General features: G+C 42.8%; 21 protein-coding genes and 1 tRNA gene. 13 read left to right on the top strand and 9 right to left on the bottom strand.

Annotated elements, in window-relative coordinates; translation table 11 throughout:
• Nucleotides 1–89: 89 nt before the first annotated feature.
• The 3 genes from ACFVS2_RS05695 (at nucleotide 90) to ACFVS2_RS05685 (ending at nucleotide 2009) form a co-directional block, all read left to right on the top strand.
• A tRNA-Gly gene (locus ACFVS2_RS05695) sits at nucleotides 90–163 on the top strand.
• A 225-nt stretch (nucleotides 164–388) separates the two neighbouring features.
• A complete protein-coding gene (locus ACFVS2_RS05690; protein ID WP_390232039.1) occupies nucleotides 389–736 on the top strand; it encodes a VOC family protein in 348 nt (115 codons plus the stop codon).
• 355 nt (nucleotides 737–1091) lie between these two features.
• Nucleotides 1092–2009, top strand: a complete 918-nt coding sequence (locus ACFVS2_RS05685; protein ID WP_390232037.1) for an aldo/keto reductase — start codon at nucleotides 1092–1094, stop codon at nucleotides 2007–2009.
• A 10-nt stretch (nucleotides 2010–2019) separates the two neighbouring features.
• Here the strand turns inward: ACFVS2_RS05685 and ACFVS2_RS05680 are convergent, their stop codons facing one another.
• From ACFVS2_RS05680 to ACFVS2_RS05650, 7 genes are all read right to left on the bottom strand, one after another.
• The gene (locus tag ACFVS2_RS05680) at nucleotides 2020–2661 is read right to left on the bottom strand and encodes a DUF3885 domain-containing protein (RefSeq protein WP_390232033.1); all 642 of its coding nucleotides are present in this window, start codon (nucleotides 2659–2661) and stop codon (nucleotides 2020–2022) included.
• A 24-nt stretch (nucleotides 2662–2685) separates the two neighbouring features.
• Nucleotides 2686–3078, bottom strand: coding sequence for a YkvA family protein (locus tag ACFVS2_RS05675; RefSeq protein WP_390232030.1), 393 nt, complete (start codon nucleotides 3076–3078; stop codon nucleotides 2686–2688).
• An 86-nt stretch (nucleotides 3079–3164) separates the two neighbouring features.
• Entirely contained in the window at nucleotides 3165–3443 is a 279-nt protein-coding gene (locus ACFVS2_RS05670) for a GNAT family N-acetyltransferase (RefSeq protein WP_390232027.1), read from the bottom strand.
• Nucleotides 3444–3622: 179 nt separating this feature from the next.
• On the bottom strand, nucleotides 3623–4606 hold the full coding sequence (locus tag ACFVS2_RS05665) for a zinc-dependent alcohol dehydrogenase family protein (protein WP_390232024.1): 984 nt from the start codon (nucleotides 4604–4606) through the stop codon (nucleotides 3623–3625).
• 79 nt (nucleotides 4607–4685) lie between these two features.
• On the bottom strand, nucleotides 4686–4931 hold the full coding sequence (locus ACFVS2_RS05660; RefSeq protein WP_390232021.1) for a hypothetical protein: 246 nt from the start codon (nucleotides 4929–4931) through the stop codon (nucleotides 4686–4688).
• A gap of 29 nt (nucleotides 4932–4960) precedes the next feature.
• Nucleotides 4961–5119 carry a hypothetical protein gene (locus tag ACFVS2_RS05655; protein WP_390232018.1) on the bottom strand — a complete coding sequence of 53 codons (159 nt, stop codon included), beginning with the start codon at nucleotides 5117–5119 and terminating at the stop codon, nucleotides 4961–4963.
• A gap of 118 nt (nucleotides 5120–5237) precedes the next feature.
• Nucleotides 5238–5447, bottom strand: coding sequence for a CDGSH iron-sulfur domain-containing protein (locus ACFVS2_RS05650; protein WP_390232015.1), 210 nt, complete (start codon nucleotides 5445–5447; stop codon nucleotides 5238–5240).
• Between the two features lie 190 nt (nucleotides 5448–5637).
• Between ACFVS2_RS05650 and ACFVS2_RS05645 the strand changes: the two genes are divergently transcribed.
• Nucleotides 5638–5808 (top strand): tryptophan RNA-binding attenuation protein, encoded by a 171-nt coding sequence (locus ACFVS2_RS05645; protein WP_390232012.1) that lies wholly within the window; start codon nucleotides 5638–5640, stop codon nucleotides 5806–5808.
• Between the two features lie 89 nt (nucleotides 5809–5897).
• Here the strand turns inward: ACFVS2_RS05645 and ACFVS2_RS05640 are convergent, their stop codons facing one another.
• A complete protein-coding gene (locus ACFVS2_RS05640; RefSeq protein ID WP_173619476.1) occupies nucleotides 5898–6272 on the bottom strand; it encodes a DoxX family protein in 375 nt (124 codons plus the stop codon).
• A gap of 124 nt (nucleotides 6273–6396) precedes the next feature.
• Between ACFVS2_RS05640 and ACFVS2_RS05635 the strand changes: the two genes are divergently transcribed.
• The 5 genes from ACFVS2_RS05635 (at nucleotide 6397) to ACFVS2_RS05615 (ending at nucleotide 11873) form a co-directional block, all read left to right on the top strand.
• A complete protein-coding gene (locus ACFVS2_RS05635; protein ID WP_390232009.1) occupies nucleotides 6397–7083 on the top strand; it encodes a response regulator transcription factor in 687 nt (228 codons plus the stop codon).
• Complete coding sequence (locus tag ACFVS2_RS05630) at nucleotides 7076–8077, top strand: sensor histidine kinase (RefSeq protein WP_390232006.1); 1002 nt, start codon at nucleotides 7076–7078, stop codon at nucleotides 8075–8077. The genes ACFVS2_RS05635 and ACFVS2_RS05630 overlap by 8 nt, the downstream gene beginning before the upstream one ends.
• Before the next feature lie 85 nt (nucleotides 8078–8162).
• The gene (locus ACFVS2_RS05625; protein WP_390232003.1) at nucleotides 8163–8846 is read left to right on the top strand and encodes an ABC transporter ATP-binding protein; all 684 of its coding nucleotides are present in this window, start codon (nucleotides 8163–8165) and stop codon (nucleotides 8844–8846) included.
• A complete protein-coding gene (locus ACFVS2_RS05620) occupies nucleotides 8843–11434 on the top strand; it encodes an ABC transporter permease (protein ID WP_390232000.1) in 2592 nt (863 codons plus the stop codon). Before ACFVS2_RS05625 ends, ACFVS2_RS05620 begins: the two co-directional genes overlap by 4 nt.
• A gap of 109 nt (nucleotides 11435–11543) precedes the next feature.
• Complete coding sequence (locus ACFVS2_RS05615) at nucleotides 11544–11873, top strand: winged helix-turn-helix transcriptional regulator (RefSeq protein WP_390231997.1); 330 nt, start codon at nucleotides 11544–11546, stop codon at nucleotides 11871–11873.
• Nucleotides 11874–11958: 85 nt separating this feature from the next.
• Here the strand turns inward: ACFVS2_RS05615 and ACFVS2_RS05610 are convergent, their stop codons facing one another.
• The gene (locus ACFVS2_RS05610; protein ID WP_390231994.1) at nucleotides 11959–12486 is read right to left on the bottom strand and encodes a cysteine hydrolase family protein; all 528 of its coding nucleotides are present in this window, start codon (nucleotides 12484–12486) and stop codon (nucleotides 11959–11961) included.
• A gap of 136 nt (nucleotides 12487–12622) precedes the next feature.
• Here ACFVS2_RS05610 and ACFVS2_RS05605 point away from each other — a divergent pair, with 136 nt between their 5' ends.
• The 4 genes from ACFVS2_RS05605 to ACFVS2_RS05590 all read left to right on the top strand — a co-directional run bounded on the left by ACFVS2_RS05605 (nucleotide 12623) and on the right by ACFVS2_RS05590 (nucleotide 16205).
• The gene (locus tag ACFVS2_RS05605) at nucleotides 12623–13006 is read left to right on the top strand and encodes a hypothetical protein (RefSeq protein ID WP_390231991.1); all 384 of its coding nucleotides are present in this window, start codon (nucleotides 12623–12625) and stop codon (nucleotides 13004–13006) included.
• Between the two features lie 104 nt (nucleotides 13007–13110).
• Nucleotides 13111–13470, top strand: a complete 360-nt coding sequence (locus tag ACFVS2_RS05600) for a YmaF family protein (RefSeq protein WP_390231988.1) — start codon at nucleotides 13111–13113, stop codon at nucleotides 13468–13470.
• A gap of 130 nt (nucleotides 13471–13600) precedes the next feature.
• Nucleotides 13601–14302, top strand: coding sequence for a YjjG family noncanonical pyrimidine nucleotidase (locus ACFVS2_RS05595; protein WP_390231985.1), 702 nt, complete (start codon nucleotides 13601–13603; stop codon nucleotides 14300–14302).
• A gap of 73 nt (nucleotides 14303–14375) precedes the next feature.
• Complete coding sequence (locus ACFVS2_RS05590; RefSeq protein WP_390231982.1) at nucleotides 14376–16205, top strand: UbiD family decarboxylase; 1830 nt, start codon at nucleotides 14376–14378, stop codon at nucleotides 16203–16205.
• The last annotated feature ends 117 nt before the right edge of the window (nucleotides 16206–16322 follow it).

The raw sequence follows: 16322 nt of genomic DNA, 5'->3' as shown, positions 1-16322 counted from the left end.
GCACGGCTCCCTTTGATCGGAGATACTAGACAAATAATTCAGACAGCTATATAATTGGAAGCAGTTGGAATAGAATGCAGTAAAATCATGCGGGTGTAGTTCAATGGTAGAACTCCGGCTTCCCAAGCCTGCGGCGTGGGTTCGATTCCCATCACCCGCTCCATACGAAATGGTCGAAAAGCCTTTGATTACAAAGGCTTTTCTTGTTTGTGCGGCACGGTCATTCACTTCCCAAAAAGGAGGTTAGTGATGAGTAGAAGAGTTATAAGAAGTTCCAAATTGTAAAGGATAAGAGTGGGCCAAGCTAAAAAGGAACATAAATTTACATCTCGAATAACTCATGTAATCGGATAGTTAAAAATTTGGTGACAGATGGGAGCTAGATACGATGATAAAAGGTTTCGGGGGAATATTTTGGAGAACTAAGAATCTTGAAGTTATAAAAAAATGGTACAGTGAGGTGTTGAAGATTGATATAGAAAATTGGAATGGGACTGTGATAAAACCCGAATTAGGAAATGAGACTATTTTTTCTTTCTTTACCGAGAATGACAGTTATTTTCCAACAGAACAACAAGTGATGTTAAATTTCCAAGTACATAATCTAGACGAGACTATTAAGCATCTTGAACATATTGGTGTACCTCTTGCAAAGCAAAAAGAGAGTAGTGAATTTGGAAAGTTTATTTGGATTGAAGATCCTGATGGTCGACTTGTCGAGCTTTGGGAGAAATAACGAGTTGTCATTCATTTGCTATTGAACTAACGGGTTCGATTATCAATCTGACGAGAAAACAAATCATCAACGAATGGGCGAAATATTACTACCGAAAATAGAAGAATCACGGGTGTACAGGGAAGTTACACCAACAAAGAGTCCTTCCAGAGTAATTGGGGAAGGACTTTTTATTTGTACCATTCCCGCAGGATTCTCCGTCTTGTGAGTTGAATAAACCAATGAGTTCTCATGATAATCCGTTTTAACAAGCCCGGCTTTCTTTGGCTGTCCATCCATTTCAACATGGATCGCCTTCTTTTTGAAACGATTGTTTCGAACTGACACAATGAAAAAATGGAATCGGAGGATTGACATGAGAACCATACCACTCGGCACGAGCAAATTAGAAGTACCAGTCATCGCAATTGGGTGCATGAGGATTGGGTCACTAGACAAGCTGCAAGCGGAGCACTTCGTACAAACAGCGCTTGAAGAAGGGGCGAACTTCTTCGATCATGCAGATATTTATGGAAAAGGCAGATGTGAGGAAGTATTTGCAGAAGCGATTCAGATGAGCCCTAGCGTTCGCGAGCGTATCCTTTTGCAATCGAAATGTGGCATTCGTCCCGGCATGTTCGACTTTTCCAAAGAGCATATTTTGAATGCAGTGGATGGCATTCTAAAACGACTAAAAACTGAATATTTGGATGTATTGCTGCTGCATCGCCCAGACACGCTTGTCGAGCCGGAAGAAGTAGCGGAAGCGTTCGATCTTTTGGAAAGCACGGGTAAAGTACGCCACTTTGGCGTCTCCAATCAAAATCCGATGCAGATCCAGCTGTTAAACAAATATTTGAAGCAACCAATCGTCGCTAACCAGTTGCAGCTCAGCATTATGAACGCGACGATGATCTCGCAAGGCTTCAACGTCAATATGGAGAACAATTCGGCTGTGAGCCGCGATGGCAGTGTACTCGACTTCTGTAGGCTGCATGATATTACGATTCAGCCTTGGTCGCCGTTCCAGTATGGATTTTTCGAAGGATCTTTCCTTGGGAACGAGAAATTTCCTGAGTTGAACAAAAAAATCGATGAAATGGCAGCTAGATATGAAGTGTCCAACACGACAATCGCCATCGCTTGGCTACTACGGCACCCGGCGAACATGCAACCAGTCATTGGCACGACGAATATCGACCGTATGAAAGATTGTGTGAAAGCAGCCCATATTCGGTTGACGCGAGAAGAGTGGTATGACATCTATCGCTCTGCCGGAAATGTGTTGCCATAGCTGATTCCATTTACGAAAATACCTGATCGATCTTGGCTCTGTCATAGTCTAATATCCAATGCGAATAGCTCTCATATATCCCTCTGATTGTTTCAGGAGAAGTGGCTACTAAATCACAGCCTCGATCGTCATAAATGTGAAAGATGGTATGTTTACTCGTATTGATAAAATATACCCGATGAAAAATACGTGGCATTAATCCCATATCTTGACGGCAGATTGCTTTTATCATTGGAACATATGCAAAGTCCGATGTCTTACACTTCAACGCGAATCGATGCGTTCGATAGGCTTCATTCTCATCGTCTTCTGGAAAAACATAAGGGATCGTGTGTTGTTGCAGCTTATACAAAAATGATTTGTTCTTCACATACTTGGAAAAGACGTTCAATTTACGCTTGAAAGCTCCACCGTCTCCAAAATCGTTTACATCCACTACGATATAGATGTCATCGTTAGGTGCATGTAAAGTCTTATATAAAGTAATCGCTCGCGTATAAACCCCCTGTAAATAGGGGCAATTTTCATAAACGTTATGGTAATCATAGTTCACACCTAGCTCAAAACGGATTCCAATATCCCAGCTATAAAACAAAGGTGGTCTAAGCATTAACGCTGGAAATGTATGATGTAAATACTTGTGTAACGCCATCAAAGCACCTCGTATGGGTTTTACCTATTCCTGTAAAAATCCTTTTTGTTTCCATTCTTTGTATAGAGTAAGGTCGCTGCTCACTTGTCGAAACACCAATCCAATGATGGTCGCGTCATCTAGTAAACCAACAACAGGAATAAAATCTGTGATGGCATCTACAGGTGAAACAAAGTACAAAATCCCACCAATAATCATCAAGATGGATTTAACAGGGATTGTTCGGTATTTTCCACTCGTCCAATCACCGAAAATACTAAAGAGTAGCTGTAAATTCTCCCAAACATCTCCGATCGCTTTTTTATCTGCTTTTTTCATTGCTTTTTTAAGGAGATTAGATGCTTTTTCTTTATCGTTTAGATATTCAGAGGCTTTTGATTCGTAATTTTTAAGAAACCTCTTTTCATGTTTAGCCATAGGACCCCCTATGTTTCGCCGAAGCCAAAAAGGGCGAGAAAACGCTCATTTTTGGCTTCGGTGTTATTTAAACCACTTGTACATCCCTACAGAACGAGGAGCCGTATAGGCAAACCCGAACTGTTCGTTAGTTGATCCGCAGGAACATCAGCGATCAGGCTTACATAGGCAGTCTTGGGAGCGTTTTTATCTAAATAGTCCATGAGATGCTGCATGATGACCTTTCCGAGTCCCTTTTTCTGGTGTTCCGGAACCACGGCAATGTCCACAATTTGATAAAAACAGCCACCGTCACCGATGATTCTTCCCATTTCAATCGCGATTCCTTCATGAAAAAGGGTGACCGCATACACTGTATTCTTCAATCCGATCTCTACTGCTTCTCTTCGACGCTAGGAGCATTTTCGTAAACCGTATAGTTTTCAAAAAGAGGGGTACTCATGATGTACTCCTTTTACATCTAAATTTTCGCTACAGCGAGAGCTTATCATTTATTTTGCTTGTAGAAAAGTAGCGTATAGGATGAACGATTGCTTCCAAGCGATTACACCAAGAGGATTTTCCCCGTACGATGACGGCTCTCCGCAAATTTCACTGCTTCTCTAGCATCATGCAAAGCAAATTTCTCTCCTGGCTCTTCTAAAAGGAGCTTCCCATTCTGAAGGAGCTCGATGACTTTCTCAAACGTTTCGTGCCAGGTAGACACGGATACGCGTTGATTCCAGTGGCGCAATAAAAACAGTTGAGGGAGAACGCCAAGCTCTTTCGAGATGATCGACCAATCCACTTGAACTCCCGATAATAGGCCTAACGACAAGAAAATGCCGCCAGTACGTGTAGACTTCGCCAGCTCTAAACCATCTGGGCCGCCAATGGAATCAATAGACGCATGAGCACCTTGTCCGTTCGTTACACTCATGATGGCATCATAAGTCGACACACATGAACTGTCGATGACATGCCACGCCCCGAGTTGCATCAACTCCTCGGTATATCTTGTGTTTCGGACGATGGCGATCACCCTAAAACCGAAAAGAGCGGATAGCTGAATAAACAAGCGGCCAATGGCTGAGTTGGCTGCATTGACTAGCAAAACCTGATGAGAAGACAGTTGAAGAGTCTCATTGCAGATGACCCACGCAGTGATAGGGTTGATGTACAACCGACTGGCGATATCATCCTGGATTGAATCGGGAACCGCAATGGCTAGCTCAGCTGTCGTTTTTACGTATTCTTGCCACGTACCCTCACCGCGCAAAGGCAGAACACGTTTGCCGATAAGAGAGCGGGGAACAAAAGGACCTGTATCAATAACGGTACCAACCCCCTCATACCCAGGAATGGCGGGCAGGTTGATACGATGCTTGTACGCACCACGAATCGGGATGACGTCAGAAGGATTAATAGGACGTGCGCTCATTTTCACCAAAATTTCACCTTGCTTCAGAGGCTCAATCAACCGCTGTTCAATCTTCAATACTTCATGGGGTTCACCAAATTGAGCGTAACGTACTGTTTGTGCATACATGGTTGTGCACTCCTAACTTTGTCAGCCATAACCGAATGAAAGATAGTTCTTCGTCATTGCGTATGGGATCGGAATGTCTTTATCTTAGGTATAAAAAATATACGCCGTCAATCAAAATGAGAACTTGGCATGCAGCTACAATAAAGAACAGATACGCGATTTTATGTTGTTTCTTCCACTCAAAGCTACCTAACGCTGTCATGATAATGGCTAAGCCCAGCATGGTTGCTATTCGTAAAAGTCGCGAACTCGTTATCAGGGTAGCGATTGCCAAAACGATAACCATCATGGAAACAACTGTAAACCAGATGGGGGTATTTTTCATGAGATAGGCTCACTTTCCCTTGCGGAATGTTAGCTATTCAGGACAATCAAGAAAAATAAGACCGCTCCTAAAATTGCCGTGATGGCTGCGGACATAAGATATTGATTCGGGTTATGGATGACTTGTCGAAGTGTATTAAAAAAGCTGACGAGAAACAAAGCGACCACGAAACTTACTACGTACAGCATGTAATCAAAACCTTTCCAATAATATTCTTCAAAATTATACCAATATTTCAATGAAGAAACAATTTGACATAAAAAGCGATTGATAAATGAAAAAAGAGCGCATCTGCGCTCTTTCGAATCATGCTTTTGCTCGTGGTGCACTTTCAAAGCCTACTTTTTTATGCGTGCCATCACAGAACGGTTTCTTCTCGGATTGACCGCATCGACAGAGTGAAAAAGATGAACCGATTTCATACAGGTCACCTGCTCCATCCAGCAATTCAACTGCTCCTGTAACACGAATTGATCCATTGTCGTTAATCTTGATGGTTACTTTTTCTTGATCCACAAGTCATCCCTCCTTTTTTACTATCTTTACCTACTATGATTTCAAGCAGAAGGGTATGTAGGAAATAATTGTTGCACTACATGGGAAGAGCCTGCCGTCGCGATAGTGAACTTGCTGGCAGAACATGACGAAATCGTGTTAAAATCAGGACAAGGTACGGTTATTTTTAGCAGGGAAAGGGTTTTGTCTCATGACGATTTCAATGGATGACTTAGAGCAATCCTGCTGGGAATGCGAAGGCAAGGGGATTCTTGTGAATGAAAACAAGCAAGAGGAAGCATGCCCCAAATGCCAAGGTAAGGGAGCGATTCTTACCGCACAAGGTCAGACCCTCCTACACTTTATAAAAAAGCACTTGTAAACGAACGAGCTTGAAGAAAAAGAGGGAGGCCGTCAGATCCTCACCTGGTTACGGGTGGGAACTGTCGGCCTTTTTAGCGAGCAGTCGGATTAAACCGACGTAGCATGATTCGGCTGTTTTTTGCTACCACTCTGGCGACCGATCAGCAAGAAAACAAGGAGTAAGACAAACGGAATCGCTACAGTAGTCGTATCACCGTGTAAAAGAAGAGTGATTGTAGCACCAAGCATAATCACTGCGAGCGTATAAGCGGCGTAACGCGTATACTTTTTCATTAGTAAGCCCAATCCGCCGAGCACTTCGCCTAAACCGATCACAACTTGGAACCAATGGGGAAACCCGAAAGCTTGGAAAGCGAGTGTTGTCTCTGGATGTCCAATCAGCTTATAAATACCAGATGAAAGAAACATCAAGCACAACCCTACGATCAATACCCATTTTGCGAAAATACGCAGACCTATCATACCGAAATCCTCCAATCGTTTTGTTGATGGATTCAGTATAAAGCGCCCATTATGACATCTTTTGTCATATAGCAATGACTGATTATTTTAAACTAAAATTATGATGAGAGTGGGGGGATTAACCTTGAAGGTTTTAGTAGTTGAAGATGACAAGACCATTGCAGATGGTTTGCACTATTCGCTTTCCAGTGAGGGTTATGAAGTAGTTCTTTGTGAAGGGAAACAAACTGCAATTGAAACAATCAAGCAACAACGTTTTGATATTTATTTACTGGATCTAACTTTGCCGGATGGTAATGGCTATGAGATTTGCGAATATGTAAAAGAAAATCAGGATGCACCTGTCATCTTCTTGACGGCATGTGATGATGAAATCAATGTGGTTCGGGGATTAGATATGGGAGCAGACGACTATATCACAAAGCCGTTTCGTATCCGGGAGCTGATTAGCCGAATGAAGTCATCCCTTAGGTACTACCAAAAAGAACCCAACCCGACTGACAAAGTGAAGATTGGAAATGTTGTCGTAAATACAAAACTGGCTAAAGTGTACAAAGGAACCGAGGAAGTGATGCTGACTGCTTTAGAATACCGTTTGCTGTTGGCATTCATAAATAGTAGAGGGCAAGTTCTGTCCAGAAATCAGTTGTTAGAGGGCATTTGGGATCTAGATGGTAACTTTATCAATGACAATACCCTTTCTGTCTACATTAAGCGGCTTCGCGAAAAGTTGGAAGATGATAGCCAGAATCCCAAAGTGATAGAAACCGTACGCGGACTTGGCTATCGAATGAGTGGAAATCATGCTTAAAAACAAAGAAATACAGAAGTTATGTATGTATAGCGTGGTTATTTCCATCATTGGGATCACTATTCTTTGGATAATCGATTGGAAAGCGGGGATTGTGGCGATTGCCATGGTATTTCTGCTCCTTTTATGTTTTTTCCTGTTTACCCGCAAACGTTATCAGGATATCAGTAAGCTCGCTTATTATTTGGCTTCTGTATATTCAGGCCAACCCACGATGGATATTAGGGATAACGTTGAGGGTGAATTGAGCATTCTGAAAAATGATATTTATAAAGTTACATTAACGTTGTCCGAGCAGTCTGCTCTTCTGAAAAAGGACAAACAATACTTGGCAGATACTCTTTCGAACATCTCCCATCAACTAAAAACGCCACTTGCCTCCATGTTTGTCATGGCTGATTTGTTAAACAACCCTAGTCTACCTCCTGACAAAAGGGATGAGTTCTTGGGCAAGATTATCAATCAGTTGAAGCGTATTGAATGGCTCGTGACTTCATTGCTCAAGCTGTCCAAAATCGAAGTGCAGAGCGTTATTTTTAAGAAGGAATTCGTATCTGTCAAAAAAATAATAAACAAGGCATTAGAACCACTCCTAGTCCCCATGGAATTAAAAAATCAGGAGCTTTCTTTTTCCTGTAAAGAAGACCTTTTCGTGTATGGAGATGAAAACTGGACGGTAGAAGCCATTTTGAATGTAGTAAAAAACGGGATTGAGCATACTCCGGTCGGGGGACGTATTATTATTTCGTGTGAGGAAACAGCATTGTATACACAAATTGTCATTGCCGATAGTGGCAAGGGGATTAGCCCTGAAGATGCTCCACACATTTTTGAACGATTTTATAAAGGGAAGAATGCTGGAGCGGATAGTATTGGAATAGGGCTAGCCATGTCTAAAACAATCTTGCAAAGTCAAAACGCCGATGTGTTTATGGAAAGCCAGATTGGTGTAGGAACTACATTCAAAATCAAATTCTACAAGCAAATGATTTAGATGACAAAATTGTAAGATTGAATGTCACCGACGAGACATCTTTGGCAGCTATTCTATACGTAATAACGAATCTAGGAGGATCATGATGGAGATTTTACGAGTAGAGAACCTGTCAAAGACGTATGGTGATGGCGAAACAGCTGTTACTGCACTGAACGATATCTCGTTTTCCGTACAAAAAGGGGAGTTTGTGGCGATCATTGGACCATCTGGTTCAGGTAAGTCTACCCTTCTGCATATTCTGGGGGGCGTTGATACGCCCACATCCGGTAAGGTGATTGTTGACCAGACTGATATATACGCGATGGATGAAACGGCACTGGCCATCTTCAGACGCAGACAGATTGGACTTGTCTATCAATTCTACAATCTAATCCCTGTCCTTACTGTAGAGGAAAATATTACGTTACCATTACTATTGGACGGTAGAGAAGTAAATCAAGAAATCTTTTCCGGTATCGTAGAGACTCTAGGTCTTCAACAGCGATTAAAGCATCTGCCAAACCAGCTTTCTGGAGGTCAGCAGCAGCGTGCGTCCATTGGCCGTGCCTTGATTAGCAATCCCGCCATTGTATTGGCTGACGAGCCTACGGGGAATCTAGACAGCAAAAACAGTGCTGAGATTGTGAAGCTCTTGAAACAACTACACAAAGAACGGCATCAAACCCTGATTGTGATTACACATGACGAAAACATTGCCTTGCAAGCGGACCGTATTATTGGCATTCAGGATGGTAGGATTTCTAGAGATGAGGTGATCCGGCGATGAATATCGTGAATCAGCTCACATTACGTTATATGAAGCAGAATAAGAGTCGTACCCTTGTTACAATCATTGGGGTTATCATTTCTGTCGCAATGCTTACAGCAGTATTTTCGATTAGTAGTTCTTTCATGGATATGATGCAGAGAAACACGATTGCTTACTCTGGTAAATGGCAGGCAGCTTTTCTGGATGTTGCAGGAGAAGATGTTGCGCTTATTACAAATACAGAAGCAATTGAAAGATACGACATTGACCAGGAACTCGGATTTGCACGACTTTCTAACTCTGCAAACAGGGTTAAGCCTTATTTGTACATTACTGGACACAGTGATCATGATGTAATAGGGGTGAGCCCAATTGAAGGGCGTTTGCCTAAGAATGAAAATGAACTTGCACTTTCATCCCAGTTTCTTCAAACCGCCGGTGTTAGCTGGAAGGTTGGAGATGTCGTCACATTAGATTTTGGTAAACGTAGCTTGGATATAGATGGTAAGAGAGAGATGTTGGGCAACGATGAAGCCTATGAATCAAAGGAAGTCTTTACGCCTACAAAGACGAAAACATACACCATTACCGGGATCGTTCAAGCACCAGCTAGAGAGCAGGATGCACTGGCTGCATACCGTGCATTTAGTGGTCTTTCTGAGGGTGCTTTGGAGGAGGGTGTTTCCTACACGGTACGTGTTGAATATAAGGATTTTAAAGGTTTAGGGAATAATATTTATGAAACGAGTGACACGATCGCTAGTAAAGTGAGCGGAGTAAAAAATCAAGTGAATGAAGATAAAATCAAGTACAATCGGGATCTTTTGCTTTATTCCGGGATTTCGAATGATTCCCGCTTTCTTAACACCATGTATCTGGCAGTCTTTACCGTTGGAAGCATCATTCTGATTGGATCTTTCTCACTCATTTACAACGCGTTTTCGATCTCGCTTTCAGAGCGTAGTCGCACTTTGGGGATGTTATCTAGCGTAGGGGCGACCAAACAGCAAAAAAGGGCTTCTGTATTTTTTGAAGCTGCTGTGATCGGGGTCATAGCTATTCCAGCTGGGTTGTTTTTCGGGTCTATTGGTATTGGGGTTACTCTCCATTTGCTTAGTCCATTCATTCAAAAAATGTTTGTCGTTAGTGAACCGATGCGATTGGTGATAGAGCCGTACAGTATAATTGCTGTCATTTTGTTTTCCATTTTGACACTGCTCATTTCTGCATGGTTACCTGCAGTGAGGGCATCGAGAATTACACCGATCACAGCGATCCGCCAGACAAAGGATATCGAAATAAAAGGAAAAGATGTACGTACATCCAAAATGACCCGTAAGTTGTTTGGATATGAAGCGGAACTAGGATTAAAAAATCTGAAAAGGAATAAGCACCACTATCGCTCAACTGTCTTTTCTCTTGCGATCAGTGTAATCTTGTACCTTGCAGCTTCTTCCTTTTCATTGTATATGGATAAGTCCTATAATATGGCACAAGCACCGCTACCATATGATCTGTCCGTATACGCAAGGGGAGCCGATTTGGAAAGGGTAAAGTCATTAACAAATGAATTGATGTCTGTCCAAAACGCAATAACAGAAGTGAAGACACAACTTCTTTATAATGATCTATACCTCAACGAAAACGAGGTTACCACAGACATCTCTAGTCGCCATACTCTTAATCCAGATGGGAAATACAACATGTCTGCAAAGATTGTTTCTCTTGATGAGGCTTCTTTTGCAGCGTACCTGCAATCCGCGGGGATTGATGCAAAGATATTGGAAGGTGACGAGATTTCCGCAATACTTGTCAATCAGATCACCTTGAAAGAAAAACATAATTTTACAGATATCACTCAACTAACAGCACAAGAGGGATCAGAAATACCTCTCACTTTGATTGAAGGAGCTAAAGTCCGAATTGCTTCTATCACGGATAAACGTCCACCTTTTATGCTACGCTACGAGGAAGATGTTTCTAGCGTGACATTTGTCGTTTCTGAACGAGACTTTGACAAGCTACGAGAACTAGGTAACGATATGCTGTCTGAACAAATTTTCAGAGAGGTTCAATTTACAACAGAGCAGTCTGCGGCATTGGAAAATGAAATAAACCCGATTATTGACAAATATCCAGATGTCCATGTCTATACTACGAATTTGATTGAGGAACGTCAGGATGCAATGAATCGCGCCACAGTCATATCCGTATTCCTTTATGGGTTTGTGGTTCTCATCGGACTCATTTGTATGGCAAATATTATCAACACAATTTCGACAGGGATGGCCTTGAGAAATCGTGAGTTTGCGATGTTGGCTTCCGTTGGCATGACGCCAAAGGGTATGAAGAAAATGCTACGCTTCGAAGGATTCTTTTATGGAATGAAGTCGCTTATTTACGGATTGCCTATTAGTTTATGCGTGATGTTTTTCATCTACATGAGCCTTAGCCGGAATTTTGCATTTGCTTTTACGGTGCCTTGGGCGGATATTATAATTGCAGGGATAGGTGTGTTTTTCATTGTGGGTACATCAATCCTCTATGCGACTAGAAAACATAAAGAACAGAATATCGTTGAATCGCTGAAGAACGAAAATATCTAATGTAGAGCACAAAAACAGCTGGTTTTCACCATATGGTGTAACCGGCTGTTTTTAGACTAAATCCGGGAACCAGATATGCAAAAAGGTACCAAACCAATCGGGAAAAAACATGGAGGAATGCAATATTCAAACGAAACAATATAACGTACCCGTTGAAGCGACATTGGAAGTAATCGGTGGGAAGTGGAAGGTCGTGATTCTCTGTTTGTTAAAAGAGGGGACCAAAAGATTCGGCGAGCTACATCGCTATATGCCAAACGCATCGAAAAAGATGCTGACCCAGCAGTTGCGTGAGCTCGAAGAAGATGGATTAGTCAACCGAGCTGTCTATCATCAGGTTCCTTTAAAAGTCGAGTATTCACTTAGTGAGGAAGGTGAGAGCTTGCGGACGATCTTGAATCTGATGTGTGAGTGGGGGGTAGCGCGTATCCATAAATAAAATGACACATATGAAAAACTCGCCATCTCATCCCTATTGGGAAATCGACGGCGAGTCCTCGGATAAAAGGTACAACCTGCTCACATCATTTGTATTTTTCAGCGTACTCGGCGTAGTTTACGACTTCAATGACATTTGACCAACAGAGAACGGTTCCTACAAACTGTTTCATGTCTAATCCTTGCATGCCGTATGATTCGGCAGTATTGGTTGTACCAGTCGCGTCCTTAATGAACGTCACTTTATATCCGCGATCATAGGCAGCGATCGCCGTAAACATACAACAAAATTCCGTCTCAAAACCAATGATAAAAAGATGATCGACCCCTAACTTTTCTAAAGTCTGTGTGAGTTCAGTTTGGAAGAAGGAACTAGGGGTTTGCTTCTCGATCAAGTAATCGGAATAGTCTTTTAATGAAGGGTGTATTTCAGAACCGATAGAGCTCCTATTCAGTGGACTTTCTTCTGCATCATCGATATGTCTGATAAAAATGACAGGACGATTGCTCTCTTTAAAATCTTTGATTACCTCCTCGATCAAAAAAAGTGCCTCTTTGTAATCCCCACAACTCACAATTCCGTTTTGCACATCAATCACTAAGAGTGCGTTCATTGCTTCACCTTCCTTCTACCATGTAGAAAGATAATTCGGAAAGAAAGCGTGTACTTCCTGCAACGTAAATACCATGAGATAATGATGGGAAGGAAATAATAGGAAAGGTTGAGTTCCACCGGAATCCAAAGCGTTTTTGGCAAAGCATGCTCATCTGTTTCCGGCAACTGGGGATAAAGTGAAGGAAGCCCAGCAATTAGTCGATCAAAATGTGCAACCGAAACATATCAATAAAAATATTTCCAAGTATCATGCCTCGATGATTCAAGATAAAGGAACGGTGTTGAGCATCGAAGAGGAAGAAATACCGGAAATCGGGACTTTTTCTGTCTTGCATGTCGTCAATGACGAGGAGGATAGCTACCAAGTAGTTTACCTAGGTGCATTAGATATCTATGAAGATGATACGGTTGAATTTGTGGGGGTCCCAACCTTGCTCTCTGGCTTCGATAATGTAAGTGGGGGATACACGAACTCAATCATCATTGCAGGGAGCTATGTAGGAAAAAGCGCGAATTAAGCTAGGGTAGTATGGATTTTCGTAGAAAACAAGCTGTTGACCAGTCTGCATCCTTGTCACACTGAATACAGTGATAGCAAGCCAGGGATGGAAGGATGATAACAATGGCTAATAAAAAAAGATTAAAATGGAAGTTAAAAAGTAAAAGTACAACAAGAATTCAGAGACATGTTCATGAGTTTTTAGGTAGCACCCAGCTTGCAGAAGAAGGAGCAGATCGACACAATCACCGTTTTGCTGGCGTCACTGGTCAAGCAATCCCAAGAGGAAAAAGCCACGTTCATGTCATTCAGTCCAATACAGACTTCTTCAATCATCTCCATCGCGTGCGAATTGTAACTGGACCCGCAATTCCGGTTGGAAATGGAAAGCATGTTCATTTTGTGAGAGGAACTACCACGTTTAACGATGGTCACGTCCATCGGTTCAAATTCGCGACGTTGATCCAGAAGCCGCTCCTCTAAAAAATCTTTCACGGCCTCGAATGATACAGTTCGAGGCTTTTTGTATGCAGGTTGGCCTTCTGTTTTTGATATGATAGAAAGGTGTTAGTTTGTGCGAATACTTGATCAGTAAAGATTTATGGAGGTTGCCATGCGCTATCAAGTCATATTATTCGATGTAGATGATACACTTCTCGACTTCAAAACGACAGAAGAAAATGCACTGCAAAAGACGTTTTCCCAGTTTGGCCTCGCTACGGGATCGTCGGATTATGGAGAGACTTACAAAGAGATCAGTAAAGGATTGTGGGAGGATTTAGAAAAGGGGCGGATCACTCTAGCAGAGCTGGGCGTAGAGAGATTTCGAAGACTTTTCAATGCCGTTCAGCTAGACGTCGATGCTGAGGCGTTCGGTAGCGCCTATCTCGAATCCTTGGGCAAAGAAGTGCATTTGATACCGGGAGCGGTTGAGTTGTGCAACAGTTTGGAGGATTGCCGCTTGGGGATCATTACGAATGGATTCGCCTCTGTGCAAACGGCAAGAATTGCCGCTTCACCGCTTTGTAACTCTTTTGAACACTTGATTATTTCCGAAGAGGTCGGCTACAAGAAGCCGGATCGGGAAATTTTTGAATACGCGTTTTCCAAACTGCAATGGACGGAGAAGGCAAACGTATTGATGGTGGGAGATTCTTTGACCTCTGATATACAAGGGGGAGCCCATTACGGGATCGATACGTGCTGGTTCAATCCTTTGGGCAAGGAAAATCAGACGAGCATTCAGCCAACGTACGAAATCAGAGAACTGAGCGAGCTTCAAGAAATTGTGCGGAAGGGTAACGTGAATTTGTAGGATCTTTCCTGTATGATTAGAAGGTATTGATCTACAGGTAAATCTAGAATCTAGTGATTGGAGCCCTATAGATATGTATCAGAATTTAGAAGAGTGCATCCTGGACTTGGAAAGGCACGGACATTTGGTCCGTATTCGCGAAGAAGTAGATCCGTATCTGGAAATGGCAGCGATTCACTTGAAGGTGTACGAAGCTGGGGGACCAGCATTGCTGTTTGAAAATGTAAAAGGCTCAAAATTTCGTGCGGTATCCAATCTTTTTGGCACAATCGAGCGCAGTAAGTTTATTTTCAGAAGCACATGGCAATCCGCTGAAAATATAATCGCGATGCGCAATGATCCGATGAAAGCGCTAAAGCAGCCATTTAAAAATATCGAGAACGGCTTTGCTGCTCTGAAGGCTTTGCCTGCAAAAAAATCCACTAGCATGCCGGTAACTGCACAGGAAATCAGTATAACAGACCTTCCACTTATCCAAAGCTGGCCGATGGATGGCGGAGCTTTTGTCACGCTGCCCCAAATCTATTCGGAAGATCCGGACAAGCCTGGAATCATGAATTCCAATTTGGGTATGTACCGTGTGCAGTTGACTGGTAATGAGTATGAAGTAAACAAAGAAATTGGCTTGCACTATCAAATCCATCGTGGAATCGGTGTCCATCAAGCCAAAGCGACCAAAATGGGGATGCCGCTGAAAGTAAGCTGTTTCGTTGGCGGACCTCCTGCACATACCTTATCGGCTGTAATGCCGTTGCCAGAAGGCTTGAGTGAAATTACTTTTGCAGGCTTGCTTTCAGGGCGTCGTTTTCACTACAGCTATATCGATGGTTACTGCATAAGCAATGATGCGGATTTTGTAATCACAGGAGATATTTATCCTGGAGATACGAAACCAGAAGGACCATTCGGCGACCATCTCGGCTATTACAGCCTGATCCATCCATTCCCTGTGATGAAGGTAAAAAAAGTGTACGCTAAGCCGAATGCCATCTGGCCATTCACAGTTGTGGGCCGTCCGCCACAAGAAGATACGTCATTCGGTCAACTGATTCACGATTTAACGGGCGATGCGATCAAGCAAGAAATCCCAGGTGTAAAAGAAGTCCATGCTGTAGATGCTGCCGGAGTGCATCCGTTGCTGTTTGCCATCGGAAGCGAGCGATATACGCCTTATCAGCAAGTCAAACAGCCGACGGAAATGCTCACCATTGCCAACCGCATTTTAGGGACTGGCCAATTGAGCTTGGCCAAGTATTTATTCATTACCGCAGAAGAAAATCGACCATTGACGACGCATGATGAAGTTGATTTTATGACCTATATTTTGGAGAGAATCGACCTGCATCGCGATGTTCATTTTTATACGAACACGACTATTGATACGCTGGATTATTCGGGAACGGGCTTAAACAGCGGAAGTAAGGTTGTCCTCGCTGCTTACGGCGATCAAAAACGAGAGCTGTGCAAAAAGGTGCCGGATGAGCTGAAGGATTTGCGAGAGTTTGAGAATGCCCGCATGATTATGCCAGGTGTGGTGTCGATCCAAGGTCCTGCATTTACCGATTACGCAAACGCCCAGCAGCAATTACAGAATCTGTGTGACGCGATTCAAGCGAGAGGGCCGATCCCATCTTGCCCGATGATCATCCTTTGTGATGACAGTACCTTCATGAGCGAGTCACTTCAAAACTTCCTGTGGGCAACCTTCACACGCAGTAATCCATCCCACGACATTTACGGCGTGAACAGCTACTACGAGAATAAGCATTGGGGTTGCGATAATTTGATCATTGACGCACGTACCAAGCCCCATCAGGCACCGCCATTGGTACCAGATCCAACTGTCGAGAAAAATATCGAACGACTGTTTGTCAAAGGTGCGAGCTTGGGAGGAATTCTGTAAGCACCTCTTACAAGTAGAGGTAGAGGTCCGTAACCTTCCGTTGCGGACCTTTTTTACGTAATGGTACTATTTGGATGGAAGTTTTCACCAAAAAATGGTCGGAGCAATGCTGTCGAA

It is taken from the genome of Brevibacillus sp. NPDC058079 (assembly GCF_042885155.1).
GTDB lineage: Bacteria > Bacillota > Bacilli > Brevibacillales > Brevibacillaceae > Brevibacillus.
This window is presented reverse-complemented; position numbering and strand designations above follow the sequence as displayed.